Genomic DNA, 26,980 nt, shown 5'->3' on the forward strand with positions numbered 1-26,980 from the left:
ACTAATCCTGCAACAAAAACCCGCGTTTAATTATTTTTGCGAGCCGCCTCGAAGAAAATAAACGACATTCTCCCGCGTCAGTATTTACCGTCGTTTTAGCATTGACTCCTATATATCCATACAGGAGAATAGTTTCTGTTACGCACAACCCCTTATTTCCGCGTAACAAAAAGCAACGCCCCGAAAGTGCTTGGAACCACAATCAGGGCGTCTGACCACACACGTTAAGGACCAACGAATATGGCTATCGCGAATAGTAACACAGACGTTCGACATGATTTCACTTCCACACCGTCTATTTTTGATCTTGAAATCACGGCACTGCTGGAATTACCGGTAAGTCCTGCGCTGGATCTGTTCCAGATATTGGATCGGTGCCAATGCTACGTCGACGCATTAATTGAGAATGACAGTACCACCGAACGCATGGCGCTCTGTGGCCGGTTGTTCGCCGGGCTGGAAGTGCTGAAGCTGGTATTAGAGCAGCCCTTGCCGGATTATCTGGTTGCGCAGTTAACGGTCGATGAGGGTCAGCCCTGCGGCGCTGTCAATCCGCTGACGGCCGATTCGGATACGCTCTGCGGATATTGTTCGGCCCTGACGCTGGTGTTGCTTAGCCAGCAGCAGCCGACAGATCTGTCAGACCAGCTGATCGAAATGCTCTACGATATGCTGCACGTACTGGCTGACGATCTTAAGGCCCCGCGCTTTATCCGCACCCGTCATGGTTTAGCCATGATTGACGGCGAAGCGCTGTTGCAGGTTCACTAAGCCACTGTCATTCAGCCCGAGAAATCGGGCTGTTCTGGCGAATGCGTTGGGGGATGTCCGACAGCGTGTTTACCTTGCCCCGAACTCCCGGCGGTATCGGCCTGGCGAAGTGTTGAACTGCTTTTTGAAATGACGGCGCAACACCACTGCGGAGGTAAAGCCCGCATGGCAGGCGACCTGCTCCACCGACTGGTCGGTTTTTTCCAGGAAGCGCTGTGCCACCGCCAGCCTTTGGTTTAACAGCCACTGCGTAAAAGTGGTACCGGTGGTTTGCTGGAAGCGTCGGGTGAAGCTGCGGCGGCTCATAAAGGCACGTTCGGCCAGCGACTCCAGTGAAATTGGCTGCTGCAAATTTTCCGTTGCCCAGTTAAGCGATGCCAGAAAGTGATCGCCGCTTTTGGTGTTATACACCGGCTGCTCGACGTACTGCGCCTGCCCGCCCTGTCGATGCGGCGGCACCACCAGCAGTCGCGCCACGCTATTTGCCACATCGGCCCCGCGCAGTTTCCTCACCAGATGCAGGCAGCAGTCAATACTGGCGGCCGTTCCTGCTGACGTCACAATGTCGCCCTCGTCGATATACAGCACATCCCTATCGATGTTGACCTGCGGATAGAGGCGGATAAATTCCGGCGTCCAGTGCCAGTGCGTCGTCGCCCGCCGTCCATCCAGCAATCCCGCCGCCGCCAGCACAAAGGCGCCCATACACAACCCCACTATCGTCGCGCCGAGCTGATGCGCTTCCCGCAGCGACGTTAACAGCGTTGGGCAAGGCGACCGGGCCGGATCCGTCCAGCTCGGCACAATCACCATCTCAGCTTCCTGCAACGCCTCCAGCCCGTGTTCGGCCACGATAGAAAAACCGGCGTTGGTGCGCAGCACGCCCGGTTCGGGCGCGCAGATGGTCATCTGATAGGCGGGCGTTCCGTCAGGATTAAGCGCCTTTTCAAACACCGCGCACGGCACGGAAAGATGAAAAGGGATGATGTCATCAAATACCACTATCGCTACGCGGGTTATCACCGGTGTTCTCCCTGAGGTTGGCCCAATCTGCTCGCTTTTGGTTATCCAGGCTACTGCTGGACATCGACGAAAATCGTCATACTTCTCGCCGTTAACAAGGGTGCCAGCGGCACCGCTACCTTAAACTGAGAAGGACAATACCATGAAGAAATTGTTTATCTGTTCTACCCTGGCGCTGTCAATGATGGCGTCTTCCGCCGCCTTCGCCGACGGTCGCCAGGCTAACGCGCCAACCATCCGCACCCTGAGTGGCGCCACGCCCATCACTTCGCTGACCGCGAAAAAAACCGCGCTGATTGTGGTCGATTTCCAGTACGAATACTTTGATGGAAAAATGAAAATCCCTGATGGCCTGAAAGCGCTGAAAGAGGCGAAAAAGCTGGTGGATTTTGCCCATAAAAAAGGCATGACGGTGGTCTTCGTGCGTCATGAAGGCCCGGCAGACGGCCCGCTGTTTGCCAAAGGCAGCCACTTTGCCGATTTTCACAAGGATCTGAGCCCGGCGAACGGTGACATTGTGATCACCAAAGCCACCCCGAGCTCATTCGTGGGCACCGACCTGGATGCGCAGTTGAAGAAGTTAGGGATCAGCGATCTGATTGTGACCGGTCTGATGACCCATATGTGCGTCTCCTCCACCGCGCGTGATGCGGTGCCGCTCGGCTACCAGGTGATTATCCCGGAAGATGCCACCGCCACCCGCGATCTGGCCACCTGGGATGGCAAGGTGATTCACCATAACGATTTACAGCGTGCTGCCCTGGCCGGTGTGGCTGATGTGTTTGCTGAGATTAAGACCACGCAGCAAGTGCTGGCACTGCCGGTGAATTAACCATTGAAATAACCGCTGCAGGCATCATAAATCTGCTGCCTGCCAAACATTAATTCATGCTGTTAATCAGCTAACGCTTTATTTCTTCCTTTAATTCATCACACTGCGCGCTTACCACTCATCATTTATTTTTTATTTTACACAGGATTATTTTTATCCCACCGTGTTATTTGACGCAATAATGAAAAATAAACAGTCACCGTCCGGGTAAACTTTTTTCTTCGGCTACGCTTGAGGTGTACATCCTGTTTAATTTATTTATTACTGGAATCAATATGACAATTAAAACGCTTGAAGATCTGTTTATTCATGATTTATCGGATATTTATAGTGCTGAAAAACAGATTACCCGTGCACTGCCAAAAATGGCGCGTGCCGCCACCGATGAGAAACTTGTTGCTGCTTTTAAACAACATTTGGAAGAAACACGCGGTCAAATTGAACGCATCGATCAGCTGGTTGAAGCCACAGACGGCGTGCATATCAAAAGGATGAAATGCCATGCCCTGGAAGGCCTGGCCGAAGAAGCTCAGGAAATTATCGACTCCGTGGAAGCCGGCCCGGTTCGCGATGCCGGCCTGATTGGTGCCGCTCAAAAGGTTGAGCATTATGAAATGGCAGCTTATGGCACATTACAGGCCCTTGCCCTCAAGCTGGGCTATAAAGATGCCGCGAAATTATTGGGTGAAACGCTGGCAGAAGAACGGGCTACCGATGAAAAGCTGACCGAGATTGCTGTGCAGCAAGCCTGATTAGGGCCAGGGATGACTGATAAGTGCTGCCACCTGTCGCCAAATGGGCCTGACAAAAAGAAGTGAATTGAAAGGATTGAAGAGTGTTGCACAGTAAGGAACACGTAGCTAAAGTGTTCCACACCAGGGAGCATTAACGAAGATGCCTGGATATTAATGAAGATGCCTGGATATTAATTAAGAGGATTATCAAGGATGAAAATGTTTAACCCGCCTCATGCCGGAGAAGTCATCGCCGGCATTATGGAAGACCTCAACATTGGTATTCGGGAACTCGCCCGTGCACTGGCAATTGCCCCGTCAACCGCTTCACGCATGGTCTCCGGAACGACGACAATCACGCCTGAAATGGCCATCAAGTTGGCTGCCGTTCTGGGGAGTACGCCGGAAATGTGGCTGAGAATTCAGGCGACTTACAGCCTTGAAAAAGCACAAAAAAATGTCGATTTAAGCAAACTCAATACTTCTTACAAGCCACAGCCCTTAAATAGCTGAGCGTGATCGCTATAGGGTTCGAAGCAGGTTCAGGGCGCCATATTGACGAAAATATAACGCCCCGGCGGGTTAAATAACCTGCCTGCCGCTGGCCTGCATCACCCTTCCGCTCAACCCAACTTCTTCTGCCAGTGAATCCCTGAGGTGCTGTTGATAGGCATCCAGCAGTTGCCGCTGTTTTCTCAGCGACTCTGTAAAGGCGCGGATTTCGCTGACCGTCCGTCCAGCCGCTAATGACTCCATCGCGCGTCCGGGTTCCGGCGTAAGAAAGAAGGTCGACACGTCCAGCTGCAGGGAAAGGATGTGAATTTGCCATGCCAGCCATTCATCCGGGAAATGCTCGCTCAGCAGGAATTCACATCTGCCGATCTGCTCATCAGATAATTTGACCGGGCTCTCATCCACCCGCTTCAGCCAGTGCTGCAGTTCAGCGGCGTTTACCAGCCCTTGCGACGTGACTGGCGGGCAACGAGACTCAAGCGTAACAATCAACGCATCAATGTAGCCGATCACGCCCTTCAGGATTTGCCTGCACTCTGATGTCATGCTTTCAACTTCGGCCACGCGCAGATCACTTTCGCTGATGCCTGGACGGCGTATGGCAAAACTCACGCTGAACAGAATTGCCATTACCACTGCCGTAAGAATTAACAGATCCTGCGTAGTCATAAAATTTTCCTTATTCACGCTCTGTCGGAGACAGAACACTGAAGACCCGCTGATAGTGCCTGTTACAGAGAACAGACTGACTTTTTAAAAATAGATGAAGATGCGGAATTGGATATTGCGGCAGGAAAATATTTTTGCGGGACGTGGCAGTAACGGTGAATTACGACAGGGCCTTACTCATGCGGCATCTTACGAAGCGCACCAGCCGGATGAGAAGACCGTTAATAAAAGCTATATTAAATGATGAAGTTAAGATTAATCGCCAGTCTCAGACCCGGTACACAGGCGGCAATAATCCGCAGCGGGTAGACGTTGTCTGGCCACCATCAGTGCCTGATGATCGGTATAGAGGGTGCCGAGGAAAATCCGGGTTTTGGGCATAATCCTTTCGCAGTTTCTGCGGTGAATTTCCCACTGTGATAAGTCCCCGGAACTGGCATAGTAATATTTGGCTGTGAACATAAAATCATCCCTAAAAAAGAGTGCGAATTATACTGAATCCACCCTAATGTCTTTCAAGCATAAAGTGGCATTTTGATTGCAACTTAGACAACAGACTGAAATTGCTAGCAATTTAGTTTCCTTAGGCAACTACCTTTTTAGGGAATATTCGCCAACCTGGTCAATTAACCCCCATAACGGGCGATTAACTGAGCAAAAACAGTGCGCAGAATATTCTTAAAACAACGGATTAATAGGTTTAATTAATCCTTGCCTGATAATAATCACCAACGTCATTAAATCGATATCAGGATAGAAAATGGCTATAAATCATCGCCATGCAAGCCTGTTATAAAGTTCAATATATTTTACCTTTCAATATAACAGGCTGCATTACAGTCCCTGCGTTGGATTTATTTGGCCCTGGCTTCTATATTTAAATTGCTTCACTAAGTAGTTAGCTTGACTAAATAGTTGGCTTGCAATTTATATTTATCCCGGAGGTAATTTTGTCTATTTCCAATGAAGATGAAACGCATGAACTTATGATTGGCGAAGCTGCAGTAAGCCTTCTCTTCAACCGGAAAGATATTACGACCACTGCCCTGCTCGACGAGCTAAATGTGATGGGCAACGTTGAAGAGGATGATGACCGGTTACTTGCCATCTGGTCTGCTCGCCGCTGGCTGCTGAGCCGCAGGAGAAGCAGTTATCCAGACAATAATCATCAGGACTGGCTGGCAGAGGCCACCGGACAGGCAAATACTCGCCATCCGCACCGTGAAGACGCCATCCGTCTCACGCAGTATCAGGACGAAGACTAGTTTCTGACGGCTGAATCCCGCCCGGCCGCCTGGCCGGGCATCCGGTACAACTTCCCCCCGTTGTACAATCTCTCTGAGCCCCCCCAGCGCGCTAAACGCCCTCAAACGCCCTTTGCTTATCGCTAGCAACCCTATGAAAAATAAAGGCTAGCACTTTTTGCAAAAAAAACCGAAGTGCTGTTTATCACAATTGCTGTACACATACTGAAAACTTGTATAACTTCAGCGTCATAAAAGCTGCACATATTTTAAACTTAACAGATACAGGACTCTTCATATGCGTCAGCACGGCCAAAATCCTCAGAATGATGCCGATATCAGCCGCTACTTTACCGAGGCGTCGCTGCCCTCACAGCAAGAGACCCTCGGACAGGTTGTCGTGGAGATCCTTCGCGCAGGCGCAACGTTAAATCGCAAAGCGATTTGCTCAAAGCTGTTGAGACGCCTTGAGCTGGCTTCTGGTGCGGAGCAGGAAAAGCACTACCATGACCTGATTGGCCTGCTGTTTGGCCGCAATGATTAAAATTCAGTGATGAGGCCGGCGGAAGCTTTTAGATTTCGCCCGGTTCTTTTATTATCAGCGCGGCGCGTAAGCCGCTGACAGGGAATGATAACAAGAGGTGGCGGTCGCGTAAGACGGTCCCACAGCGTTAATGTCCGGATCGATACGCTTTTGCCCGTATCGCTGTTTCAGAGAAGTTGTATGCAAAAAGATGATGAAGAACAAAAACTGACAGATATCCTGATTGGCGAAGCGGTGTTAACGCTCCTCCGGCAGGATGCGGTAATGAATACGTCGGCGCTTATCGACCGACTGCAGGCTATGGCTTCAGGTGAGCATGACACGCTCAGGCAACGCGCTTGCCGACGTGCTATCAGTGAGGTCAGAGCAAGTCGTCAGAGCGATAACAACAGCGTTACCCAGGAAATCCGTGACCATGAGAACGTCATGCATATGTTTAATAATGACGGTCCGTCGGACGATTCTAAAAAACACTGAGTGCAAAGTTCACACACTGAAGCCATTAATCCGGGCGGCTTAAGGCCGTCATTCCTGTGAGGTAACCGCATGAACCAGCAGTCCACCGAAAATGCCATCCTTGCGTATTTTCAAAGCGAGGGTGACCTACTCTCTGATGAAACCGCGGTTATTGGCACCGTCATCCGCGAAGTTGTCGCGATGAAAGGTACCGTCAGCAACAAGGACATCATTCTTAGCCTGATTAACCGGCTGGAATCCACCACCGACGTGACGCAGCTGGATATTTATCGCCAGGCGCTTGAAGTTGTGGTTGGCCGCACGCCAGACGACGTCTGAGCCTGTGGTACTCAGGCGGCTCCGCTGTGGGCCGTCTTGCCTTTTGTTCTCCCCTCCCAGCCTGACCCTTTCCTGTCTTCTAATGTGTTCACTTCAGTAGGTTTCCCAGCCATCACAGACCCTGCCGGGTTCTTAAACGGTGGATTGAATGCGTTTGGGGAAGATACCGGCGCACCTCTACAGAGGATACGATCGCGGATTTAATGGAAGCGTTCGAGGATGGCACGGAAAGCCAGCAGGTAAACCGATTTAAGCGCTTCATCGTTGGTCTGCTCGCTGTGTTCATGGAGGACCAGAAGTACGCTGTGCTTATTGATGGCTTCGTTGGTGCTGATGAGCTGGGCCACTGCTCTGCCAACCACTGCACAGATGTCTGATGGATATTCTGAGTCTTTGTCGGGCACGTTCACCCCTGAATAGTTCTGGATATGCATACAGTTTACCATCTGGAAAAGCGCAATGCATCTCCGTTAATGCTCCTATCCCCTTGCTGGGTCGTTGAAAAAGCCCAACCCTGCAGGCCATCCGGGCACAATGCTGCACAGATCGCTAGCGCTTGTAGTGCAAAAATCTGAGGCAGGATACCGTGGTCGGTTTGGGATTTGGGGGAAGGGTCTGGCGGGGAAGCAGCACAGCCCGTAAGGGCTGCACCACCTGGTGATATTATTTAGTCTGTTGCTGCTGCTGTTGCTGCTTGTCAGCCTCTTTGTCTTTTTTGTTCGCCATATGATGGCCAACGGCACAACCCGCCGCAGCACCCGCTACGCCATGGTGAGCAACATGCCCTGCAACGCCGCCAACAACGGCACCTTTGATACATCCCTTCGCTTCAGCCTGAGAAGTCACAGACAGTAACAGCCCTGCAATCACAACAAACGTAGAAAGTTTAAACATTGAATTCATCCTTTTTTATTAAAATAACGCTTTGCGTCCGATGAAAGCATAGTAACTCCTGTATAACCCGTTGTTAATTATTGTAAAATGATGTTCCAAAATGACACTTTTCTCTCCTTGTCTCATCTGGATACGCGGGAATTACCCTGAGTCCCCCTGAAGCCTCAGGCGAAATAGAACCAGGCAGTGGCAATAAGGTCATTTTGGACATGAAAAACAGCCATGCTTTCCAACGGGGTTGGAGACAGGCCATAAATTAATTCGTGGTCAAATACCTTATCGCCTATTACCACCCGGGAGATAAGTTCAGCGCGGAGATCGGGATTGTTGAAACGATGGTTAACGTAAAACTCGCGTAATGCGTGTTTTCCCTGAGTTGAAGGGCTCTCGGTTGGCATCCGGTAGCCTTTGAACTCTTCGGAAAAACACGCCATAAACGCGTCGATATTGTGGGAATTATACGCTTCAAACTGTGCCTGAACGGGTGACTCTGCCGACATGCTAACCTCGCTTTCATTTCAGATAATTATGCAAATTATTAACATATAAATTCACACATTGAAAGCAAGATAGCCTTGACCATGACGGTCAGGCTGTTCTGAACTTGCGGGTAAGCGGCTTCTCTATTTCCACAATCAGGAACATCACAAAACCGATAATCAGGGTGATTACCCAGTAGCGGAATGGCAGTGCCGCTGTGCCAAACAGCACCTGCATAAAGGGCGCATAGATAATCAGTAGCTGCAAGACCAGCAGCACCGCACTCACCACCCAGATTCCCTTGTTCAATAGCAACCCTTTACTCAATGAGAATCCGTTCGAGACGCGACAGTTGAGCATATAGAACCATTGCGCGGTCACCAGAGTTTGCAGTAAGACGGTACGAATGAATTCGGCAGAATAGCCGCGCGGCTGCAGCCAGGACTCCAGTACAAATGCGCTGATGGCAATCATCGATCCGACAAAGATCACCCGCCAGATGGCAAAACCATCCATCACATGCAGCTTCGGATCGCGCGGCGGTCGTCGCATAATGTTTTTCTCGCCTTCTTCAAACGCCAGACCGAAAGAGAGGGTTGCGGAGGTGGCCATATTCATCCACAGGATCAATACCGGCGTCAGCGGAATTAAATTTCCCGCCAACAGCGCAATAATGATTAATAACCCCTGAGCCAGGTTGGTCGGCATGATAAACAGAATGGTTTTTTTCAGATTGTCGTAAACCCGACGCCCTTCCCTGACTGCGCTGGCAATGGTGGCAAAGTTATCATCCGTCAGCACCATGTCTGCCGCTTCTTTTGTCACCTCGGTCCCTTTAATGCCCATCGCGATGCCGACATCGGCCTGCTTCAACGCCGGGGCGTCATTCACGCCGTCTCCGGTCATCCCGACCACTTCTTTTTTGCTCTGCAACGCCTGCACCAGACGGAATTTATCCTCCGGGCTGGTTCGCGCAAAAATGTCGTACGCTTGCGCCGCTTCACTCAGCTGCCGGTCATCCATTACCTCCAGCTCACCGCCGGTGATGGCAACACTGGCATTACTGATACCCAGCATCTGACCGATGCTCATGGCGGTTTGCGGATGGTCACCGGTAATCATCTTGACGCGGATCCCTGCCTGCAGACAGTCGCGGATGGCGGTGATGGCTTCCGGTCGCGGCGGATCCATCATTCCGGCGATGCCTAACAGGATCATCCCCTGCTGCAGATCCTGATGCGTTAATTCGCTCTGGCCTGGCGAGGCCGGTTTCCATGCCGCCGCGACCATGCGCAGCCCTTCCTTCGCATACTCTTCTATCTTCGCTTCCCACCAGGCCACGTCGAGCGGCTGCAGTCCGCTTTCCGTTTGCTGCTGCTGGCAATGCCTGAACAATACGTCCGGCGCACCGGTAAGCAGAACGCACTCCTCTTCACCAATCAGATAGTGGGTCGACATGTATTTATATTGCGAATCAAACGGAATTTTATTGCGCAGTTCGGTGGTAACTGTCGGAAGTTTCCCTTTTGCGGCGAGCACCTTCAGCGCCCCTTCAGTCGGGCCGCCGGTGATTTTCCACAGGCCGCTCTCATCTTTGATCAGCTGGCTGTCATTACACAAATCAATGGTTCGCAGATAACGTTCCAGCAGCGAACCCGGCGTGATGGCGACGGGCGACGCGTCATCGGCCCGGTGAAATGTGCCCACCGGCTCATAGCTTGCACCATCGACGCGGTAGATTTGATCGGCGGTAATAATGGCTTTTACCGTCATCTCATTCATGGTCAGGGTGCCGGTTTTATCCGAGCAGATAACGGTCATCGCCCCGAGCGTTTCAACCGTCGGCAGTTTGCGGATAATCGCCTTCTGCCTGGCCATGGTTTGTACGCCCAAAGAAAGGATGATCGAGATGATTGCGGGTAGCCCTTCCGGGACCGAGGCCACGGCGAGGCTGATCAGTGACAGCATCAGCTCAGAGAGCGCCATATCGCGGAACAGCAAACTGAAGACAAACAGCGCGGCCATCATCGCCAGAATGATCAGGAAAATGGCTTTGCCCAGCTTGTCCATCTGCACCAGCAACGGGGTGCGCTGGGGTTCAATATCGGACATCATCTGGTTGATGTGCCCCAATTCGGTGGCACCGCCGGTCGCCACCACCAGCCCTTTCCCTCCGCCAGAACTGACGGTGGTGCCGGAAAACAGCAGATTCGTCCGGTCGCCCAGCGGCAGGTCGCCGGTCAGCGCGTCGGTCCCCTTTTCCACCACGGTGGATTCCCCGGTCAGGATCGCTTCTTCAACACGCAGGTTATGGGCTTCGATTACCCGCAGATCGGCCGGGATGCGGTCCCCGGCGCGGATAACCACCACATCGCCCGGGACCAGTGCGGTGGTGGGAAGCGTTTCGTGATTGCCGCCGCGGATCACCACCGTTTCACTGGAGAGCATATTACGGATACTTTGCAGCGATTTTTCCGCATTACTTTCCTGAATATGACCGATCAGCGCATTGATCACCGCCACGCCGAGGATAACCAGGGTATCGATCCAGTGTCCCATCACCGCAGTCAGCAGGGCAGCAGCAAGCAAGACGTAGATTAAAACATCGTTGAAGTGGGCCAGAAAGCGCAGCCAAACAGGTTTACCGGGCTTTTGCGGAAGGGCATTTTCCCCGTATTGTTTTAACCGCTCTGACGCTTCAGAGCTGCTTATCCCATCGGGTGAACTGCGGGTACTGGCCAGCGTTTCATCAACAGAAAGCTGATAGTACGCACTTTCCGGTTTAGCTGTTTTCATCGCTTTCTCCTCAAGTCCTGTTTCGGAAATCAAGGCGGTGATATCCGTTTATTAACAGATCGGCATTTACGCAAATGCTAAGGCCTCTGGCCGTGAACAGGTTCGCGTCAGATGACGATATATGTCATTAATGGCTACTCACAGGGAGCTGATTAGTGAAAAACCTTAATGTTTCACAGATAATTCGGGAAATTAACGCTTTAAACGTAGCACAGCGAAAATAATTTCACTCAACTCGCCATATTGGGTATTCGCCCGAGCCTGAATCTCTCACCCTTCACGCCGTCTCATTCAGCCAAATATAAATTCCAGATAAAATTCATAAGGCTGCCATTATTTCCCCTGCCGTTTAATTAAAATCCACACCGTGCATTACACTGCAATAGCAGGCTTTAACACTGAATATTTAATCTTTTAAGGATTTATGTATCGGTAATTGCATCAAAAATATTACAAACTACAAATCTTTACTTTTTTGATTTACCCACCTAGTCTCATCTCAGACCCAACAGGCTTATTAGCCGCACTCATATTTTTCGCTATGCCGTAATTTTCATATAGCCATGATTAATGGAGGTAATGATGTATGGCTTAAGCCTGTTCCGCCTCAGCCTGTATGTTATCTTTGCGATCATCACCTGCTCGGCCGTAGGACTATTCACTTTCGTGGTGGTTTCTATGCTTGGCAATTAAATAATTCGACGCGTTTGCGATTAAATCGTTGTTGCTGAGGGTGAAACAGTGACTAAATATTTTTTCGTGGTTGCCATTATTATTTTTATAACAACCGCTTGCGATCAGAAAAAACCGCAACCTGCCCCACTGCCACGCATGGTTAAAGTTGTCGAGGTTATTGCGTCCGGCGAAACGCAACAACGCCTCTTTCCGGCGCGGATCGAGTCCGGCGACTCGACCGAACTGTCGTTTAAACGTGCCGGGCAGATTGAATCACTCGAACTTCGTCAGGGGGCACGCGTTGAGCAGGGCCAGACACTTGCGAGGCTGACCGCGCGTGAAGCGCAGCAGCGCGTCAATGAACGGCAAACTGCCGCAACCCTTGCTCAGCGCCAGTTTGCCCGTTACCAAACGCTTTCTGGCCAACAGGCGGTTTCCCAGGCGGATATGGACATTCAGCGTGCAAACCGGGATGCGGCGAATGCCGCGTTGCAGATCGCCCGCGAAGAGTTAAGTCAGATGACGCTGACCGCGCCGTTTAGTGGGGTGGCTGCCATGGTTAACGTGCGAAATCATCAGGTCGTCGCTGCGGGTCAGGTGGTGGCCATTCTGACCCGCAGCGACCTGCTCGACGTGGTGTTCAACGTTCCTGAAAACCTGTTTACCGCGCTGGATATGCGCAATATGACTTATCGCCCGCGGGTGCGCATCAATAGCCTGCCCGACCGGGAGTTTCAGGCCGATTATAAAGAACACACCGGCAGCAGTAGCAGCGGTTCCCTGACCTGGCAGGTTATTTTGACGATGCCGCGCCCTGCTGATTTCCCTGCCGTGGGCGGCGTCAGTGGCACGGTCAGCATTAATCTCTCCAATCTGCCGGCCAACGTCGGTCACGCATCGTTAGTGGTGCCGGTCGAAGCGGTATTCAATCCGGATAACAGCCAGCGTAATGACGCCCATGTCTGGGTGGTACAGGAAGCCGGTAACCAGCTGGTGCTGGCAGATCGTAAAGTCAGCGTCGGTGAGGTTACCACTCAGGGCGTGGTGATCACCGCCGGACTCCATGCGGGAGAACGTGTGGTCGCCGCCGGAGTAAATGAGTTGCATGCCCGCCAGCCGGTGCGTATCTGGACGCGTGAGCGGGGGCTGTAATGGATCTCTCCCGGCAGTTTATCGACAACCCCATTCGCGTCTGGCTGGCCATTCTGTTATTGGGCATCGGCGGCATTTTCGCCCTGCTCAATATTGGCCGTCTTGAGGATCCCGCCTTTACCATTAAAACCGCGGTTGTCCTGACGCAATACCCCGGTGCCTCCGCCCAGCAGGTGGAAGAAGAAGTCACCTTGCCGCTGGAGAATGCGCTACAGCAACTGCCCTATCTGGACAATGTCAGTTCAATCTCCTCCAACGGCCTGTCGCAAATTACGGTGAATATTGCCTCGCGCTACCACTCGAATGAATTGCCCCAAATCTGGGATGAAATGCGCCGCCGGGTCGGTGATGCATCGCGCTTCTTTCCTTCCGGCGTCGCCCCGCCTTTTGTAAATGATGATTTTGGGGACGTGTTTGGTTTTTTCTTTGCCATTTCTGGCGACAGCTTCAGTAATCCGGAGCTGGTTCAGTACGCCGAACAGTTACGCCGCGAGCTGGTGCTGGTGCCGGGGGTTGGCAAAGTGGCGATTGGCGGAGCGATCCCGCAGCAAATTAATGTCGATGTTTCCCTGACGATGATGGCCGCACGCGGCATCACCCTCACTCAGCTTTCGGGCGTGCTCAGCCGCCTGAATGTGGTCTCCAGCGCAGGGGAAATCACCTCCGGAACGGAAAGCATTCGCCTGCATCCGACCGGCGAGTTTCAGAATATCGACGAACTGGGCGAGTTGCTGGTCAGTCCGGTCGGTGCGCCGGCCACCACCCGATTGCGCGATATCGCCACGCTGTCGCGCGGACTCAGTGAATCGCCCTCCAGCATTTATCACACTAACGGACGCCAGGCGGTGACTATGGGGGTGTCGTTTATCCCCGGCGTCAACGTCATCGATGTGGGCAAAGCGCTGGAAGCCCGGCTGCAGCAAATGTCTGCGGAAAAACCGGCGGGTATTCAGCTTAACGTGTTTTATGACCAGGCGGCGGAAGTAGCGCATTCGGTCAATGGCTTCATTACCAATTTCCTGATGGCGCTGGCGATTGTGGTCGGCGTGCTGCTGATTTTTATGGGCGTGCGCAGCGGCATTATCATCGCGCTTTCACTGGCGCTTAATGTGCTCGGCACGCTGCTGATCATGTACCTGTGCGGCATCGAGTTGCAGCGTATCTCATTGGGCGCGCTGATCATCGCCCTCAGCATGCTGGTCGATAATGCCATTGTGATTGTTGAAGGGGTGCTGCTCGCCCGCCAGCAAAATACGTCCCTCGCATCGACCCTGAATTTCGTTATCCGCCGCACGGCTTTCCCGCTGTTGGGCGCAACCATTATCGCCATTCTGGCTTTTGCCCCTATCGGGCTATCGCAGGATTCCACCGGCGAATACTGCAAATCGCTGTTCCAGGTGCTGTTAATTTCCCTGCTGCTGAGCTGGGTTTCTGCCCTGACCATTACGCCAGTGCTGATCAAGTGGTGGTTGTTTAGCGCGAAGGCGACGGCAAAGGCATCAGCAGAGGTTACTCCCCATACTGGCGGTTTTTACCGTCTTTATCAGCGCGCCCTGCGCGCCCTGTTAACGCAAAAGACGCTCACGCTGTCGCTGATGGTGGTGCTGCTGGCGGGCGCGGTTTGGGGATTCGGTTCCGTACGGCAGAACTTCTTTCCGTCGGCGAATACGCCCATTTTCTTTGTCGATCTGTGGATGCCCTACGGCACTGACATCAACGCGACTGAGAACATAACCGGCGATATTGAAAAATCGATCGCCGGACAGAAAGGCGTGATCTCAACGGTGACCACCATTGGTCAGGGCAGTATGCGCTTTATCCTTACCTACAATGGGCAGCGTCAGTACAGTAACTACGCGCAGATTATGGTGCGTATGGACGATCAACGCAGTATTACCGCCCTGTCGCGGCGTATTGATGCCTATATCTCCCAACAGTATCCGCAGGTCAATGCCAGCACCAAACGGGTGATGTTTGGTCCGTCCGGTGGCAGCGCCATTGAAGTGCGAATCAAAGGCACCGATCCCGACAAAATGCGCCTGATTGCCAGCCAGGTGAGCGACGCCCTGGCCAACGACCCGGCAACCGACAGCGTGCGCAATGACTGGCAGAACCGCAGCAAAGTTATTCGCCCGCAATATAATCCGGCGCTCGGACGCGAGCTGGGCGTGGACAAACAGGAAATTGATAGCGCACTGCAGATGAATTTTTCCGGCAGTCGCGTCGGGCTGTATCGTGAAGGGGCCGATCTGCTGCCGGTGATTGTCCGCCCGCCCACCCGCGAACGTCAGGACGCGAACCATCTCAACAATGTGCTGGTCTGGAGCCAAAGCCAGCAACACTATATTCCGCTCAGTAACGTGGTGAGCGCGTTCAGGTTGGAATGGGAAGATCCGCTGATTTTGCGGCGCGATCGCAGCCGGGTGCTCACCGTCCAGACCGACCCGAATCCGCTCAGTCAGGACACGTCCGGTGATATCCTGGCGCGCGTGAAGCCGAAAATCGATCGCATTCCGCTGCCGCAGGGCTACCAGATTGAATGGGGTGGCGATGCCGAAAGCTCCAGTGAAGCGCAGCAAGGGGTGTTTACCTCATTGCCGCTGGGTTATCTGGTGATGTTCGTGATTACCGTGCTGATGTTCAGTTCGTTGAAAAATGCCATTGCTATCTGGCTGACGGTGCCGCTGGCGCTGATCGGCGTGACGCCAGGATTCTTAATCACCGGTATCCCGTTCGGCTTTATGGCCTTAATCGGCCTGCTCAGCCTGAGCGGGATGTTGATCCGCAACGGCATTGTGCTTATCGACGAGATTGAACAGCAGAAGCAGGTAAAAGCGCAGGAGGAGGCGATTATCAGCGCGGCCACCTCGCGTCTGCGCCCGATATTGCTGACGGCCTTCACCACCGTGCTGGGGCTGGCTCCGCTGCTGCGCGATGTCTTTTTCCAGAGCATGGCGGTGGTGATTATGTTTGGTCTGGGCTTTGCGACCATACTGACCCTGCTGGTGCTGCCGGTGATTTACGCCTGCTTCCATCGCCAGCGTGCCGCGAACGCCCCATGAATATCACCGGGCTGAACGTGATTAAAACGCTGGGATGTATGACGGCGGTGACCTTTTTCACCCTGTATAACACCTGGGACCGTTACGATTACGATTACCACTGGATCCTGCCCTTTCTGACGTTTATTTCCACCATCGCCACGCCGCTATTTTTTGTGGTTGCCGGCATTATGGATGCGCAATCAAAACAGGATTTACGCTGGCAATTGGGCAAGATTCGAAATGTGGTGATCGTGTTTCTGTTCTGGATGACGGTTTACTATCTGTGGGAGCCCTATCAGCGGGGTTACCTTATTCAGCCGTGGTTTATCTGCTCTTTTATTATCATCTACAGTTTCCACCCGCTGTTAAACTGGCTCAGCCAGCACCGGTTAATATTCCTGGTGCTGGTGATGGCGCTGCTGCTGTTTTCGTATGGCTATGACCTGATGTATGTTCTGACGCCCAACCCGCGATTCTTCAGTCTGGAACCGCAATACCGGCTGTGGACCTGGCTGCTTTTTTATTTAACCGGCCAGCTATTGTGCGATCCGTTCATTGCCGACTGGATGGAACGTAAAAAGGCGGCACGTGGCGCGGCAATCGCCTTGCCCTTTGTTTACCTCTTTACCTGGTTCTATGAGCAGCACTTTTTCTTTGCCTTATTTAAAGCCGACCGCAATGCCTTTATTCTCACCGGCTCACAAATTTATCTGCTGGTGGTGGTACTGGTCATCGCCGCCAGTCAGGTGCGTTTTCAGCGCAATGCCGCGGTAAAAGAATCCTTTCTGGCGGCGATCAGCAAAACCATGACCGGGGTGTATATCCTGCACTACTCCGTCTTCCATCTGTTAAGCGTGCTTATTCCGATTACCTCACTGGCTACCAAACTGATGCTTATGGTGGTGACCTTTATCGCCTCGGTCCTGCTGTCGAGGTTAATGCTCTCTATCGCGTGGGTTAAAAACGTCATCACGCTGTAAGGTCAGAAGCCATAACGCAGCCAGGCGAAAAGCACGTTGCCATTATTATAGGTGCCGGGAATGTAGGTGAATTGCAGGGTTAACCGTTTATAGCCGGCGGAGAAAAGCGGAAGAACCAGCGGCAGCGGCACATAATTGGCGAAATCATCGCGCGCGGTGATCCCGGCGGTTAAGCCTAAACCCAGGCGAAAATCCTGCTGCTGATCCAGATACCAGCCCTTTTCCCAGCCGTAACCCACCATCGGCTGCCACTTATTATGGGAATCCTTAAACGCCATGGCATAGAGCGCACTCCAGTTACCTTCTGCGGTATAGCGCGATACGCCGATGCCGCCGCCCCATGGCGTTTCGTTATAGTTGTCAGTTTTGTGTTTGTCGTAAGCAAACCGGGCGTGCCAGCTAATAAAAGGCAAATAGAGATCGTGGTATTGAGGCTGTTCCCATGTCTGGGAAACATCATCCTTCAACCATTCCCAGCCGTCGCTGACGCTATTACTGGCGAAGGCGGGATCGATAAATAACATCAGGCACACAGACAACGCCACAGTAAGACTGCGCATAGTTTTTCCTCTGTTAAATTAACTGATGCATAAACAGGTGTAACGCGAGAGTTGACCGTCCGTGAGCCGCTGGTAAGTATTATAGTTGTATATCCGGGGCGGCATTTACTGGCCTGCCCTGTTCCATTTGTGTCGAGGAGAATGGGTACCGATGTTCACAGGTTGGTTAGACTCTTTCACGCCCTTTGCCCGGGGATTATTTCTGCTGGCTTGCCTGACGCTGGTGTTAATTGGCTTGCATCTCGCCGCACCGCTGATCAATCAGGTGCTGCTGGCGCTGTTTCTGGCAATCATGCTGGATCCACTTATTAGCCGCCTCGAAAAGCGCCGCGTTCCGCGTATTATCTCCTCCCTGCTGGTAATTATGATCCTGCTGCTGCTGATCGTGATTATCATTATGTCACTGAGTGCCGCCACGCCAGACTTGCTTCAGCTTAGCCGCCAGATGCCCGCGCTGGTGGCGGAAAGGTTACAAACGCTGGCGCATTTGCCTGGCCAGATGGGCATTGTCTTTACCTACGAAGAAATGCTGAATTTGATTGATGGCAGCGCCATTGTGCGTTTTATCGCTACCCAGCTTTCGCTGATCCCCGGCATGCTTTCATGGTGGCTGATGGTCTTTCTGATGCTGCTGTTTATGCTGTATGAGCTGCCGATGTTTAAAACCTTCCTGCGCGCCAAAGAACGTCATTCGCGCCTGTTTACCGCGCTGGAAGAAGGCATTCAAAGCGTAATTGTTTACGCGCAGGTGAAAACCCTGACCGGCCTGCTCGGCGGATTGATTGTCTGGGCCGCCGCCCATCTGCTGGGGTTGAAGTTAGCCTTCCTGTGGGGTCTGCTGATGTTTATCTTCAACTACGTGCCGGTCCTCGGCTCGTTTCTCGCCGCCATCCCGCCGGTAGTGCAGATCTTTATCCTGTCCGATACGCAAACCAGCCTGCTCACCGTGGGATTCTTTGTAGTGTTGAATCTGTTTTTGAGTTCCGTCCTGGAGCCGCTGATGCTCGGCAGGCGGCTGAATTTGTCACTCACCGTTCAACTGCTGTCATTTTTATTCTGGCAGTCGTTGCTCGGGATCACCGGGGCGATTCTGGCGATCCCCCTGACCTTTTTACTCACCAGAGTCTGGCTGGCGTTGCGACAAGCGCCTGACAGCGCCTGATTGCCGGAGCGTGATGGCGTCCTCCGCTGATGGCTTCTGAACCCGCTTACCGCCCGATCTGTCACCCGGTTAATCTTCAGAGTGACGGCTGATCCTTCGGCTTCTCAATCCCCGAATCGGTCAGCGTTGCTCTCACCTGCGGCAGGCTTTGCGGATAATTCTGCTGCACAAACTCAATCATTCTTTCCCGCACGTAGCAGCGTAAATCGAAGGCCGTGGGGGAATTCTGTGCGGTCATCAACATTCTGATGGTCATGGTTTTGTCGGTGGTATCGGTCACCTGCAGCACCTTGGTTTCCTGATCCCACAGTTTGGTTTCGCCGAGGATTTTTTCAAAATGCTGACGCAGTGGCTCTAAGGGCATGGAATAGTCGAGATACAGGAACACCGAGCCTAATATCTGCGCGTTATTACGCGTCCAGTTCTGGAAAGGATTTTCGGTAAAGTAGGTAATCGGCAGCACCAGTCGGCGCAAATCCCAGATGCGCACCACCACATAGGTCAGGTTTATCTCCTCAATCCAGCCCCATTCATTTTCCACCACCACCGCATCATCAATTTTAATCGGTTGGGTAAAGGCGATCTGAATGCCGGCAAACAGATTGATTAGCGACTTCTGCAGGGCAAAACCAATGATGATACCCGCGACGCCGGCACCCGCCAGGATGGTGGTGCCGAATTTTCGCACGGCAGGGAAACTGAGCAAAATCAGGGTCAGACAGAATGACACCAGCAGGACCATCGCGACTTTTTTGACATACATAATCTGCGTGCGAATTTTACGGGCACGAAGATTATTCGAAAGATTAATGTCGTAGCGGATAAAAAGCATGTCCTGCGCCACGTTGGTCAGTCGAATTAAAATGGAACAAAAAGACAGGATAATGAAGACGTTAAGGGTGGAGGTGATAAAGCCCAGTGATTCCGGCTGGATGGTAATGTAGTTCACCCCGACATTGATCATCAGCAGGGGAATAAACAGAAACATCGATCCACGAAGATGCTTTTCCAGTGATTTGAACAGCTTCCGATCGCGGCTTTGCCAGTAGCGGATGAACCGGAGAAGGATAAAGCGGGCCAGAAATCCCAGCGCGAGTGAAAGAATGACGAGCAATACCGCAGGCACCCATACTGGCGCACCAGATAACTCACCGAAAATCGTTAGCATTCAGTTCCCTTACCCTGTGAAAAAATGTCGTTAACGGGCTTTTCAAAAAAAGCCAAAAGTAACCGATAATTTAAGGTTAGCATAAATGCAAATCACTGAAATTTAAGATGACGTTTAATCGGATTAGTCCACCAGCGGGTTGACGATGCTCAGGTCACGCTGGCGTCCGCCGCCGGAGCCATCGCTAATTCCTCAGCGATAACATCAATCAGCTTTGTCACCCGGCGCGGCTGCACGCGGGAGGGAGGATAAACGATATGCAATGCAGTCGGCGGAAGCGCGTAATCGGCCAGAACCTCGACCAGTCGGCCCGCGACAAGGTCGGCCTCAACATCCCAGATGGACTTTTTGCACAGCCCCTGCCCCTGTAGCGCCCACTGTTTAATTAACTGGCCGTTATTGGTGGTGCGCTGCCCGTTGACCGAAACGGCATAGGGCGCGCCATCGACCTGAAAAGACCAGACTCGATCAATCCCCTGCATAAAGCGCATCATGATGCAGTCATGCTGGTTCAGGTCGTCGGGATGCAGTGGGGTTCCCCGCCGCTGCAAATACTCAGGTGAACCACAGACCAGGCGTCGGTTATCGCCAATCGCTCTGGCCTTCAGCGTGGAGTTAGAAAACTTACCATAGCGGATGGCAAAATCTATTCCCTGACTCGCCAGATCGACAAAGCTATCGGTGAGATTCAGATCGATGGTGACAGCGGGATGCTGAACAAGGAAACGGTCGAGGATCGGCACTACGCGGGTTTGCCCCAGATCCACCGGTGCCGTAATTTTGATCGGCCCGGATATTTTTTGCGTGCCCGATCTGATGCGGCTTTCAAGCTCATCAGCTTCGGCCAGCAGCCGTCGTGCCCCCTCGGCAAACATCCTTCCTTCGTCAGTCAGACTCAGTGAGCGTGTGGTTCGCGTCAGAAAAGTGGCCTTGTAATACGACTCGAGCATCATCAGACGTTCAGAAACGGATGCCGGTGAAAGTCCCAGCTCACGACCGGCGGCTGACAAACTGCCCTTTTCCAGGATCATCAAAAACAATTTAAGGTTTTCTAGCATTCTTCGACATTCCCGAAAGATATATTCGTTATTGCATCACTTATCAATAATTTCCACAAGGCGTAAACTCCCCCTTCTCGCTAAACACCTTCGCTGAACCAGGGATACATTTTGACCACACAACCGCCGCAGAACCGAAACGCCGCGCCTGAGATAGCCAGCCTGACGACAGCCAACGTTATCCTGTTTGCTTTTGCCTGCGGTGCCACCACGGCCAATGTGTACTATTCGCAGTCGATTGCGGGTCTGATAGCCAGCAGCCTGCATCTGCCGGCAAGCCTGGCCGGGCTGATTGTCACCACCACCCAGTTGGGTTATGGCATCGGCCTGTTTTTTTTGGTTTGCCTGGCCGACCTGGTGGAAAACCGCCGACTGGTATTGATCACCACGGCGGGCACCATTCTCAGCCTGATTGGCGTTGCGGCCAGTTCAAGCGCCACGGCGGTGGTGATCGCCTCATTCTTACTGGGAATTTCTACCGTAGGCAGCCAGGTTCTGGTGCCGCTTGCCGTTCATCTTTCTCCTGAAGGTCAGCGCGGTAAAATCATCGGTAACATCATGTTCGGGCTGGTGTCCGGCATTATGCTCTCTCGTCCGCTGGCCAGCTTTTTGGCCGGGCATTGGGGATGGCGGGCGATATTTATCTTCTCGGCGGCGGTGATGCTGAGCACCTTTATCCTTATGGCGCGCGCATTACCGCAGTGGCATCCTCAACCGAAGCGGAATTATCTGGCCACGCTGCGCTCGATGCTTACCCTGCTGGCAACGTCGCGAACGCTGCAACGTCGGGCGGCCTATCAGGGGACGATGTTCGGCATATTTAATATGTTCTGGACCGCCGCGCCGGCGATGCTGCACCTGCGCTTTGGTCTTGGACAGTCGGGGATTGCCGCCTTTGCCCTGGCCGGCGCAGCAGGTGCACTTTCGGCACCGGTAGCCGGTAAAATCGCCGACCGGGGAGGTTCAAAAATCGGCACCGGCGTAGTGATTGGCTGCGCAGGGTTGGCGCTGCTTATCAGCGGTTGGGGACAGGCGATAGCGTCATTGATGATCCTGATCTTCGCCGCGATTATTCTCGACGCTGCCACCCAGGCCAATCAGGTATTCGGTCAGCGCGCCATCCAGAGCCTGGATGCCGAAGCGCGGGGTCGGTTAAACGCGGTCTATATGACGGTTATCTTTATCTGCGGTGCGGCGGGTTCGGCGTTGGGTTCATTGACCTATTTTCATGGCGGATGGGTCACCACCGCCACGGTGGGAGCCGGTTTAGCCCTGGTGATGCTGCTGGTGTTTTTGACCGAATTGCGCGTAAAAAAAACGGGGTGAACGCCGTTTGCAGGCTGAAAATTCCGACCGTGATCTGAATCCGGGCAGAAGTTGAGTAGTTATCCGCCTCATTCAAACTGCCAGTAAAGCGGCGTGCCGAAAACCTCAACGTAGTAATCAATCACCGCCCGCACATTTAACGGTGGATGCCGCACGTTGGGATAGATGGCGGCAACATGCTGCGGCTCGGTTTTACTCGCGCCCTGATATTTTTCCATCACCCGGACCAGCGCCCCTTTTTTCAGGCTGTCACCGATGAGCCAGTCGGGAAACAGCACCATCCCCATCCCGCCAAGCGCGCTGGTCAGCAAGGATTCGGCGTTATTGGACGTCAGCAAGCCGTTAACGGGAAAGTGCGTCCAGCGGCCTCCGGGTTTTCTGAATAACCAGCGATTGGGGCCAGAGAAGCCGCGGTACACAAGGCATTTGTGCTCACTCAACTCCGCAGGCGAAGCCGGCTGTCCGTGCTTTTCTACATACTCCGGCGAGGCAACCAGATGATAATGCTGGGTGCCAAACACGCGCGCATGGAAAGAGGAATCGGTCAGGGTGCCAATCCTGAAAATCACGTCCGCCGCATCCCGGTGAGGATCGATATAGTCATCGGTCTGGGTCAGCTCAATTTGCAGGCGCGGATAGCGGTTCGACAGTTCTGTCAGCCAGGGCGCGATATGACGCTGGCCAAAAAATACCGGCGCATTAATCCTGATCAGGCCGGAAGGTTCCAACGAACGATCGAGCATCTCGGTACGGGCTTCACTCAGCTGCTCGGTCATCGCCCTGGCATAGTCAATGAACAGCCTTCCCGCTTCGGTGGGGATCACCGCGCGGGTATTGCGATAGAAAAGCTGCTGCCCGAGCGTGTCCTCCAGTTGCAGGATCACACGGGAGATCATCGATGCAGAGACTCCTTCCCGCCTGGCGACAGCCGAAAAACTCTGCTCATCGAACACACCGATAAAAAAGAGCAGCGTGCGGAAATTTATCGCGCCTGGGTCGTACATTATCCTGATTCCTGCAAAGGTGTTTCCTGAATTATACCGTTTTTCATTATGCCGCGCTGCTATAGGATGCTCCCCCTACACCACTGGAGACTGTTCAATGCCGCTTTTATTTATATTACTCGTCGTCGCTGGCGGGATGGGATTATCCGTTGAGGCCGGCTTATTAGGGCCGCTGGGGAGCGAAGTCGGTGACTTATGGGCCACCTTCAGCATTTTTGGCGTCGGTGCGGCGCTGACCTTCCTGTTGATGCTGTTCTTTAGTCCCCGCAACAGCCCGTCATTCTTTACTCAGCCATCATGGACGCTGGTGGGGGGTATCCTCGGGCCAATCTATGTGGTCATTCTGACGGTTGCCGTGCCCATTATCGGCATTGCGATGACCATGATTGGCATTCTCGCCGGACAGGTGTTCAAAAGCCTGGTGATTGACCATTACGGTCTGTTTGGCACCGCCCACCGTAAAATTGACAGCAAGCGCATTATCGCGCTGATTTTTATTGTTGCGGCATTGTTCCTTGTGGCAAAAGGCTAAGGTGATTTTATGCATATTTTAATGATTATTCTGGCGGTCGTCGGTGGCGCAGTCCTCAGCATGCAGGCGGCGATTGGCGGCAAGCTGGGCAGCAACGTCGGCGTATTTCGCAGCGCGTTTCTGACCTTCTCGATTGGCGCACTGGTCACCGCACTGCTGATTTTCTTCTTTGAACCTAAACAAGCCCTGACCTTGATGGACGTGCCGAAATGGCAACTGCTGGGCGCACTCTGTGGCGTTCCGTACATCGTGATTATGGTGCTGGCGGTGCAGCGAATTGGTTCGGCGGTTGCCACGGTGGCGGTGATCTTTGGTCAGCTGGCGATGAGCATGCTGATTGATAACTTCGGCTGGTTAGGCAATGAGGCGATTCACTTCTCCGTGACGCGTCTTGGTGCAGTGGTTTGCCTGGGGATCGCGCTGTTCTTTATTTACTCCAGCAGTAAGACCAAAACCACACCGGCGGAAAAAAACGTCAAGCAGGCCTCGGCGCGCAGCTGAATGCTGGCTGGCTGTCTGGCTGTCTGGCCAAGGTTAAACCGGCTCAAACCACATCGGTCGAAAAACAAAAAGGCTCCTTTCGGAGCCTTAGTCAGTCCAGCGCAATCGCTGTTAAACCTACTTAATCTCGGTAATAAAGTTCTCGCGAGCACGGCGGACTTTCTTCAGGTTAACCAGCCAGTCACCTTCGTCGGAACGGTAGCCCAGCGGTAAAATGATCACGCTGCGCAGATTTTTGGCGCTCAGGCCCAGAATCTCATCCACTGCCGCCGGATCAAATCCTTCCATCGGGGTGGCATCTACCTGCTGTTCAGCGGCGGCAATCAGTGCGGAACCCAGACCAATATAGGCCTGGCGGGCCGCGGCCTGATAGTTGGCTTCCTGACCGCGTTCCGCCACGATGCCCAGCAGCATCTGACGATAGTTTTCCCAGCCTTCGTTGGTCGAGTTGCGCACGTCATTGGTCAGATCGAACATCATATTGACGCGATCGGCGGTGATGTCGTCCCAGGCAGCGAAGACCAGCAGATGCGAGCAGTCAGTAACCTGCGCCTGATTCCAGCTGACCGCTTTGATTTTTTCGCGAATTTCCGCGTTGGTCACCACCAGTAATTCAAAAGGTTGCAGGCCGCTGGAGGTCGCGGTTAAGCGCACGGCTTCAAGAATATGTTCCAGCTTGTCGGCCGGGATTTTCTTCGCCGGATCGTATTTTTTGGTTGCGTAACGCCAGTTAAGAAACTCGGTAATCTTAGTCATTAATCTTATCCATCGCGATAGAGTTGAGGGTGGTGTGCAGCTTATAAGCCTTTATATCGCCCCCAGTCTAACGACAATTCAGGCGGAAGGCGTAGAGCAAATCGAGGCATATTAAGACTATGCGGAATTACATTCTCTCCTGTCAGGCCCGCCTTATGTTGTCCAGGAATCTGACGTTCCAGTACAAAACGTGCGTATATCAAATCCGCGCAGAAGGGCTGGGTTACCGACTCAGGAATCCGCTCGTCACGGTTTGAGAGAATTTTCAGGGAGAGATTACGGTGTTGCACGATAGCCGGGAACCTGGCTGTGAGAAATATGTCGATGGGCCTGAGCCCTTACCTCTTGATGACGAGAAGAGTGTTCATGAGTGGGTTGAGAATGTGCGTTTCTGGCGGGTTTTCGGGTGGTTTGTTACCCTTTTTACCGGTTATTCGTCAGAAACACCGCCAGCTTGTTTTAGCGGTACGTACAATTAGAAAGTTATGGGTAAATCTCATTTGTAATGGCCAATGGCTTCTAAGAGCGAGGGACGGACATTGGCTTTTCGTGCCAATAAGAGTGTAGCGGTCAACAAAAACTGGCCACAGCTTTAGAGTTTTTCCAGAACAATCGTTCTGATTCATTCGGCGTCAAACCACCATTATATTGATGAGGTCTGAGCTGGCTGTAATATCCTGTGATGTAATTCGTTATTGCCGTGCTGGCTTCGCTAAAATTCGCGTAGCCATTATCCGGTACCCACTCTGTTTTCAGGCTTCTGAAGAATCGTTCCATTGGGCTGTTATCCCAGCAATTTCCCCGGCGACTCAGGCTTTGCTTTATCTGATATCTCCACAGTAACTGCCTGAAATTCCTGCTGGTATAGTGGCTGCCTTGGTCCGAGTGATACAGTAAATTAGCCGGCTTTCCTCGCGCTTCCCAGGCCATGGACAGCGCTTTAGCTGTCAGTGCAGAATCCGGGAAAAATGACATCGCCCAGCCAACCGGTTTACGGGAAAACAAATCGAGTACAACAGCCAGATAAGCCCAGCGTTTTCCCGTCCAGATATAAGTCACATCACCGCACCAGGCCTGATTAGGCTCGGTAACAGCAAACTGGCGATCCAGATAATTAGGGATCTCAATGTGCTCCTTAGACGCCTTCTTATAACGATGGCCAGGTTGCTGACAGCTGATAATATTGAGCGCTTTCATTAGCTTTGTTGCCCGCCAGCGGCTCAGTTTTATACCTTTGGTGGTGACCATCGCGGCAATGCTTCGCGCTCCTGCTGAGCCGTTACTTTCGCGATAAACTTCACGCACAAGGCTCAGTAATGCCACTCTCGTGGCGTCAGGCTTCCTGGGCTGCCGCCAGTATTTATAACTGCTGCGATGAACCCCAAACACGTTGCACACAACGGCAACAGGAAACCGCGCCCTGAATTTCTCAACTAATGAGAATTGTTCAGGGAGTCTGACATCAAGAGCGCGGTAGCCTTTTTTAATATATCCCTTTCCATTTCAACGCGTTGAAGTCTTTTCTTTAGCTCGCGTATTTCAATCTGCTCAGGTGTCATGGGTGAAGCAGTGGGTGATTTTCCCGCTCGCTCTTCTTTCAGTTGTCGAACCCATTTGTCCATTGTGGATTTGCCGACGTTCATTGCCGTAGCAGCGGCGGCAACGGTGTAATGCTGATCGAGTACAAGCTGGGCAGCTTCGAGGCGAAACTCGGGGCTAAAATTGCGTCTGTTACGTCCGGTCATAATGTCACCTGTTTTGACTATG

28 protein-coding genes and 1 pseudogene are annotated in these 26,980 nt (G+C 52.7%); 16 read left to right on the plus strand and 13 right to left on the minus strand.

What is annotated here, in order from left to right; genetic code table 11:
- The first annotated feature begins 240 nt into the window (after nucleotides 1–240).
- Nucleotides 241–771, plus strand: a complete 531-nt coding sequence (locus EBC_RS15525; protein ID WP_013202775.1) for a hypothetical protein — start codon at nucleotides 241–243, stop codon at nucleotides 769–771.
- Between the two features lie 69 nt (nucleotides 772–840).
- Here the strand turns inward: EBC_RS15525 and EBC_RS15530 are convergent, their stop codons facing one another.
- Nucleotides 841–1,794 carry a GlxA family transcriptional regulator gene (locus EBC_RS15530; RefSeq protein WP_013202776.1) on the minus strand — a complete coding sequence of 318 codons (954 nt, stop codon included), beginning with the start codon at nucleotides 1,792–1,794 and terminating at the stop codon, nucleotides 841–843.
- Between the two features lie 142 nt (nucleotides 1,795–1,936).
- Between EBC_RS15530 and EBC_RS15535 the strand changes: the two genes are divergently transcribed.
- The 3 genes from EBC_RS15535 to EBC_RS15545 all read left to right on the plus strand — a co-directional run bounded on the left by EBC_RS15535 (nucleotide 1,937) and on the right by EBC_RS15545 (nucleotide 3,873).
- Nucleotides 1,937–2,626, plus strand: a complete 690-nt coding sequence (locus EBC_RS15535; RefSeq protein ID WP_013202777.1) for a cysteine hydrolase family protein — start codon at nucleotides 1,937–1,939, stop codon at nucleotides 2,624–2,626.
- A 275-nt stretch (nucleotides 2,627–2,901) separates the two neighbouring features.
- Complete coding sequence (locus EBC_RS15540) at nucleotides 2,902–3,378, plus strand: YciE/YciF ferroxidase family protein (RefSeq protein WP_013202778.1); 477 nt, start codon at nucleotides 2,902–2,904, stop codon at nucleotides 3,376–3,378.
- A gap of 195 nt (nucleotides 3,379–3,573) precedes the next feature.
- Entirely contained in the window at nucleotides 3,574–3,873 is a 300-nt protein-coding gene (locus EBC_RS15545) for a HigA family addiction module antitoxin (RefSeq protein WP_013202779.1), read from the plus strand.
- Between the two features lie 69 nt (nucleotides 3,874–3,942).
- On the opposite strand, the gene EBC_RS15550 is transcribed toward EBC_RS15545, so the two are convergent.
- Together EBC_RS15550 and EBC_RS26255 are read right to left on the minus strand one after the other, a co-directional pair.
- On the minus strand, nucleotides 3,943–4,542 hold the full coding sequence (locus EBC_RS15550) for a hypothetical protein (RefSeq protein WP_013202780.1): 600 nt from the start codon (nucleotides 4,540–4,542) through the stop codon (nucleotides 3,943–3,945).
- Nucleotides 4,543–4,797: 255 nt separating this feature from the next.
- Complete coding sequence (locus EBC_RS26255; protein WP_013202782.1) at nucleotides 4,798–4,923, minus strand: hypothetical protein; 126 nt, start codon at nucleotides 4,921–4,923, stop codon at nucleotides 4,798–4,800.
- A 569-nt stretch (nucleotides 4,924–5,492) separates the two neighbouring features.
- Between EBC_RS26255 and EBC_RS15555 the strand changes: the two genes are divergently transcribed.
- The 4 genes from EBC_RS15555 to EBC_RS15570 all read left to right on the plus strand — a co-directional run bounded on the left by EBC_RS15555 (nucleotide 5,493) and on the right by EBC_RS15570 (nucleotide 7,125).
- Entirely contained in the window at nucleotides 5,493–5,807 is a 315-nt protein-coding gene (locus tag EBC_RS15555; protein ID WP_041692047.1) for a hypothetical protein, read from the plus strand.
- Nucleotides 5,808–6,084: 277 nt separating this feature from the next.
- A complete protein-coding gene (ycgZ, locus tag EBC_RS15560; protein ID WP_013202784.1) occupies nucleotides 6,085–6,330 on the plus strand; it encodes a regulatory protein YcgZ in 246 nt (81 codons plus the stop codon).
- Between the two features lie 180 nt (nucleotides 6,331–6,510).
- Nucleotides 6,511–6,807 (plus strand): hypothetical protein, encoded by a 297-nt coding sequence (locus EBC_RS15565; RefSeq protein WP_013202785.1) that lies wholly within the window; start codon nucleotides 6,511–6,513, stop codon nucleotides 6,805–6,807.
- A gap of 69 nt (nucleotides 6,808–6,876) precedes the next feature.
- On the plus strand, nucleotides 6,877–7,125 hold the full coding sequence (locus tag EBC_RS15570; protein ID WP_013202786.1) for a biofilm/acid-resistance regulator YmgB/AriR: 249 nt from the start codon (nucleotides 6,877–6,879) through the stop codon (nucleotides 7,123–7,125).
- Nucleotides 7,126–7,325: 200 nt separating this feature from the next.
- Here EBC_RS15570 and EBC_RS15575 read toward each other — a convergent pair whose 3' ends face one another.
- The 4 genes from EBC_RS15575 to EBC_RS15590 form a co-directional block, all read right to left on the minus strand.
- Nucleotides 7,326–7,529, minus strand: a complete 204-nt coding sequence (locus tag EBC_RS15575) for a hypothetical protein (RefSeq protein ID WP_134824454.1) — start codon at nucleotides 7,527–7,529, stop codon at nucleotides 7,326–7,328.
- Between the two features lie 259 nt (nucleotides 7,530–7,788).
- Entirely contained in the window at nucleotides 7,789–8,019 is a 231-nt protein-coding gene (locus EBC_RS15580; RefSeq protein WP_013202788.1) for a hypothetical protein, read from the minus strand.
- Nucleotides 8,020–8,183: 164 nt separating this feature from the next.
- The gene (locus EBC_RS15585; RefSeq protein WP_013202789.1) at nucleotides 8,184–8,519 is read right to left on the minus strand and encodes a nuclear transport factor 2 family protein; all 336 of its coding nucleotides are present in this window, start codon (nucleotides 8,517–8,519) and stop codon (nucleotides 8,184–8,186) included.
- An 88-nt stretch (nucleotides 8,520–8,607) separates the two neighbouring features.
- Complete coding sequence (locus tag EBC_RS15590; RefSeq protein WP_013202790.1) at nucleotides 8,608–11,295, minus strand: cation-transporting P-type ATPase; 2,688 nt, start codon at nucleotides 11,293–11,295, stop codon at nucleotides 8,608–8,610.
- Nucleotides 11,296–12,126: 831 nt separating this feature from the next.
- Here EBC_RS15590 and EBC_RS15595 point away from each other — a divergent pair.
- The 3 genes from EBC_RS15595 to EBC_RS15605 are packed head-to-tail and all read left to right on the plus strand — an operon-like array spanning nucleotide 12,127 to nucleotide 17,146.
- Nucleotides 12,127–13,122 (plus strand): efflux RND transporter periplasmic adaptor subunit, encoded by a 996-nt coding sequence (locus EBC_RS15595; RefSeq protein ID WP_013202792.1) that lies wholly within the window; start codon nucleotides 12,127–12,129, stop codon nucleotides 13,120–13,122.
- Complete coding sequence (locus EBC_RS15600; protein WP_013202793.1) at nucleotides 13,122–16,184, plus strand: efflux RND transporter permease subunit; 3,063 nt, start codon at nucleotides 13,122–13,124, stop codon at nucleotides 16,182–16,184. The genes EBC_RS15595 and EBC_RS15600 overlap by 1 nt, the downstream gene beginning before the upstream one ends.
- Nucleotides 16,181–17,146, plus strand: a complete 966-nt coding sequence (locus EBC_RS15605) for an acyltransferase (RefSeq protein WP_013202794.1) — start codon at nucleotides 16,181–16,183, stop codon at nucleotides 17,144–17,146. Before EBC_RS15600 ends, EBC_RS15605 begins: the two co-directional genes overlap by 4 nt.
- A 2-nt stretch (nucleotides 17,147–17,148) precedes the next feature.
- Here the strand turns inward: EBC_RS15605 and pagP are convergent, their stop codons facing one another.
- A complete protein-coding gene (pagP, locus tag EBC_RS15610) occupies nucleotides 17,149–17,706 on the minus strand; it encodes a lipid IV(A) palmitoyltransferase PagP (protein ID WP_013202795.1) in 558 nt (185 codons plus the stop codon).
- Between the two features lie 151 nt (nucleotides 17,707–17,857).
- Here pagP and EBC_RS15615 point away from each other — a divergent pair, with 151 nt between their 5' ends.
- The gene (locus EBC_RS15615) at nucleotides 17,858–18,868 is read left to right on the plus strand and encodes an AI-2E family transporter (protein WP_013202796.1); all 1,011 of its coding nucleotides are present in this window, start codon (nucleotides 17,858–17,860) and stop codon (nucleotides 18,866–18,868) included.
- 76 nt (nucleotides 18,869–18,944) lie between these two features.
- On the opposite strand, the gene EBC_RS15620 is transcribed toward EBC_RS15615, so the two are convergent.
- Nucleotides 18,945–20,036, minus strand: coding sequence for a mechanosensitive ion channel family protein (locus EBC_RS15620; protein WP_013202797.1), 1,092 nt, complete (start codon nucleotides 20,034–20,036; stop codon nucleotides 18,945–18,947).
- A 149-nt stretch (nucleotides 20,037–20,185) separates the two neighbouring features.
- Nucleotides 20,186–21,094 carry a LysR family transcriptional regulator gene (locus tag EBC_RS15625; RefSeq protein WP_013202798.1) on the minus strand — a complete coding sequence of 303 codons (909 nt, stop codon included), beginning with the start codon at nucleotides 21,092–21,094 and terminating at the stop codon, nucleotides 20,186–20,188.
- A 111-nt stretch (nucleotides 21,095–21,205) separates the two neighbouring features.
- Between EBC_RS15625 and EBC_RS15630 the strand changes: the two genes are divergently transcribed.
- Nucleotides 21,206–22,420 carry an MFS transporter gene (locus EBC_RS15630; protein WP_013202799.1) on the plus strand — a complete coding sequence of 405 codons (1,215 nt, stop codon included), beginning with the start codon at nucleotides 21,206–21,208 and terminating at the stop codon, nucleotides 22,418–22,420.
- Nucleotides 22,421–22,488: 68 nt separating this feature from the next.
- On the opposite strand, the gene EBC_RS15635 is transcribed toward EBC_RS15630, so the two are convergent.
- Complete coding sequence (locus tag EBC_RS15635; protein ID WP_013202800.1) at nucleotides 22,489–23,424, minus strand: LysR family transcriptional regulator; 936 nt, start codon at nucleotides 23,422–23,424, stop codon at nucleotides 22,489–22,491.
- Between the two features lie 97 nt (nucleotides 23,425–23,521).
- Here EBC_RS15635 and EBC_RS15640 point away from each other — a divergent pair, with 97 nt between their 5' ends.
- Together EBC_RS15640 and EBC_RS15645 are read left to right on the plus strand one after the other, a co-directional pair.
- A complete protein-coding gene (locus tag EBC_RS15640; RefSeq protein WP_013202801.1) occupies nucleotides 23,522–23,956 on the plus strand; it encodes a DMT family transporter in 435 nt (144 codons plus the stop codon).
- A 9-nt stretch (nucleotides 23,957–23,965) separates the two neighbouring features.
- Nucleotides 23,966–24,457, plus strand: coding sequence for a DMT family transporter (locus EBC_RS15645; protein WP_013202802.1), 492 nt, complete (start codon nucleotides 23,966–23,968; stop codon nucleotides 24,455–24,457).
- A 117-nt stretch (nucleotides 24,458–24,574) separates the two neighbouring features.
- Here the strand turns inward: EBC_RS15645 and EBC_RS15650 are convergent, their stop codons facing one another.
- The gene (locus tag EBC_RS15650) at nucleotides 24,575–25,213 is read right to left on the minus strand and encodes an NAD(P)H-dependent oxidoreductase (RefSeq protein WP_013202803.1); all 639 of its coding nucleotides are present in this window, start codon (nucleotides 25,211–25,213) and stop codon (nucleotides 24,575–24,577) included.
- A 128-nt stretch (nucleotides 25,214–25,341) separates the two neighbouring features.
- Here EBC_RS15650 and EBC_RS26180 point away from each other — a divergent pair.
- A pseudogene (locus tag EBC_RS26180) lies at nucleotides 25,342–25,602 on the plus strand (ISNCY family transposase); the annotation flags it as partial.
- A 181-nt stretch (nucleotides 25,603–25,783) separates the two neighbouring features.
- On the opposite strand, the gene EBC_RS15655 reads toward EBC_RS26180, so the two are convergent.
- Nucleotides 25,784–26,958, minus strand: a protein-coding gene (locus EBC_RS15655; RefSeq protein ID WP_157868027.1) for an IS3 family transposase whose coding sequence is annotated in 2 segments (ribosomal slippage) — nucleotides 25,784–26,700 and nucleotides 26,700–26,958 — 1,176 coding nt in all. Because the reading frame shifts where the segments join, the coding sequence is not laid out codon by codon here.
- Between the last annotated feature and the right edge of the window lie 22 nt (nucleotides 26,959–26,980).

This window comes from Erwinia billingiae Eb661 (assembly GCF_000196615.1).
In the GTDB taxonomy this organism is placed as follows: domain Bacteria; phylum Pseudomonadota; class Gammaproteobacteria; order Enterobacterales; family Enterobacteriaceae; genus Erwinia; species Erwinia billingiae.

What these genes read in the sequence shown, in the direction of transcription:
- EBC_RS15605 (WP_013202794.1), top strand. Translation starts at nt 16,181, where the DNA reads ATGAATATCACCGGGCTGAACGTGATTAAAACGCTGGGATGTATGACG.
- EBC_RS26255 (WP_013202782.1), bottom strand. Translation starts at nt 4,923, where the DNA reads ATGCCCAAAACCCGGATTTTCCTCGGCACCCTCTATACCGATCATCAG.
- pagP (WP_013202795.1), bottom strand. Translation starts at nt 17,706, where the DNA reads ATGCGCAGTCTTACTGTGGCGTTGTCTGTGTGCCTGATGTTATTTATC.
- EBC_RS15625 (WP_013202798.1), bottom strand. Translation starts at nt 21,094, where the DNA reads ATGCTAGAAAACCTTAAATTGTTTTTGATGATCCTGGAAAAGGGCAGT.
- EBC_RS15525 (WP_013202775.1), top strand. Translation starts at nt 241, where the DNA reads ATGGCTATCGCGAATAGTAACACAGACGTTCGACATGATTTCACTTCC.
- EBC_RS15600 (WP_013202793.1), top strand. Translation starts at nt 13,122, where the DNA reads ATGGATCTCTCCCGGCAGTTTATCGACAACCCCATTCGCGTCTGGCTG.
- EBC_RS15615 (WP_013202796.1), top strand. Translation starts at nt 17,858, where the DNA reads ATGTTCACAGGTTGGTTAGACTCTTTCACGCCCTTTGCCCGGGGATTA.
- EBC_RS15620 (WP_013202797.1), bottom strand. Translation starts at nt 20,036, where the DNA reads ATGCTAACGATTTTCGGTGAGTTATCTGGTGCGCCAGTATGGGTGCCT.
- EBC_RS15645 (WP_013202802.1), top strand. Translation starts at nt 23,966, where the DNA reads ATGCATATTTTAATGATTATTCTGGCGGTCGTCGGTGGCGCAGTCCTC.
- EBC_RS15585 (WP_013202789.1), bottom strand. Translation starts at nt 8,519, where the DNA reads ATGTCGGCAGAGTCACCCGTTCAGGCACAGTTTGAAGCGTATAATTCC.
- ycgZ (WP_013202784.1), top strand. Translation starts at nt 6,085, where the DNA reads ATGCGTCAGCACGGCCAAAATCCTCAGAATGATGCCGATATCAGCCGC.
- EBC_RS15535 (WP_013202777.1), top strand. Translation starts at nt 1,937, where the DNA reads ATGAAGAAATTGTTTATCTGTTCTACCCTGGCGCTGTCAATGATGGCG.
- EBC_RS15545 (WP_013202779.1), top strand. Translation starts at nt 3,574, where the DNA reads ATGAAAATGTTTAACCCGCCTCATGCCGGAGAAGTCATCGCCGGCATT.
- EBC_RS15570 (WP_013202786.1), top strand. Translation starts at nt 6,877, where the DNA reads ATGAACCAGCAGTCCACCGAAAATGCCATCCTTGCGTATTTTCAAAGC.
- EBC_RS15635 (WP_013202800.1), bottom strand. Translation starts at nt 23,424, where the DNA reads ATGTACGACCCAGGCGCGATAAATTTCCGCACGCTGCTCTTTTTTATC.
- EBC_RS15580 (WP_013202788.1), bottom strand. Translation starts at nt 8,019, where the DNA reads ATGTTTAAACTTTCTACGTTTGTTGTGATTGCAGGGCTGTTACTGTCT.
- EBC_RS15640 (WP_013202801.1), top strand. Translation starts at nt 23,522, where the DNA reads ATGCCGCTTTTATTTATATTACTCGTCGTCGCTGGCGGGATGGGATTA.
- EBC_RS15550 (WP_013202780.1), bottom strand. Translation starts at nt 4,542, where the DNA reads ATGACTACGCAGGATCTGTTAATTCTTACGGCAGTGGTAATGGCAATT.
- EBC_RS15595 (WP_013202792.1), top strand. Translation starts at nt 12,127, where the DNA reads ATGGTTAAAGTTGTCGAGGTTATTGCGTCCGGCGAAACGCAACAACGC.
- EBC_RS15565 (WP_013202785.1), top strand. Translation starts at nt 6,511, where the DNA reads ATGCAAAAAGATGATGAAGAACAAAAACTGACAGATATCCTGATTGGC.
- EBC_RS15650 (WP_013202803.1), bottom strand. Translation starts at nt 25,213, where the DNA reads ATGACTAAGATTACCGAGTTTCTTAACTGGCGTTACGCAACCAAAAAA.
- EBC_RS15590 (WP_013202790.1), bottom strand. Translation starts at nt 11,295, where the DNA reads ATGAAAACAGCTAAACCGGAAAGTGCGTACTATCAGCTTTCTGTTGAT.
- EBC_RS15540 (WP_013202778.1), top strand. Translation starts at nt 2,902, where the DNA reads ATGACAATTAAAACGCTTGAAGATCTGTTTATTCATGATTTATCGGAT.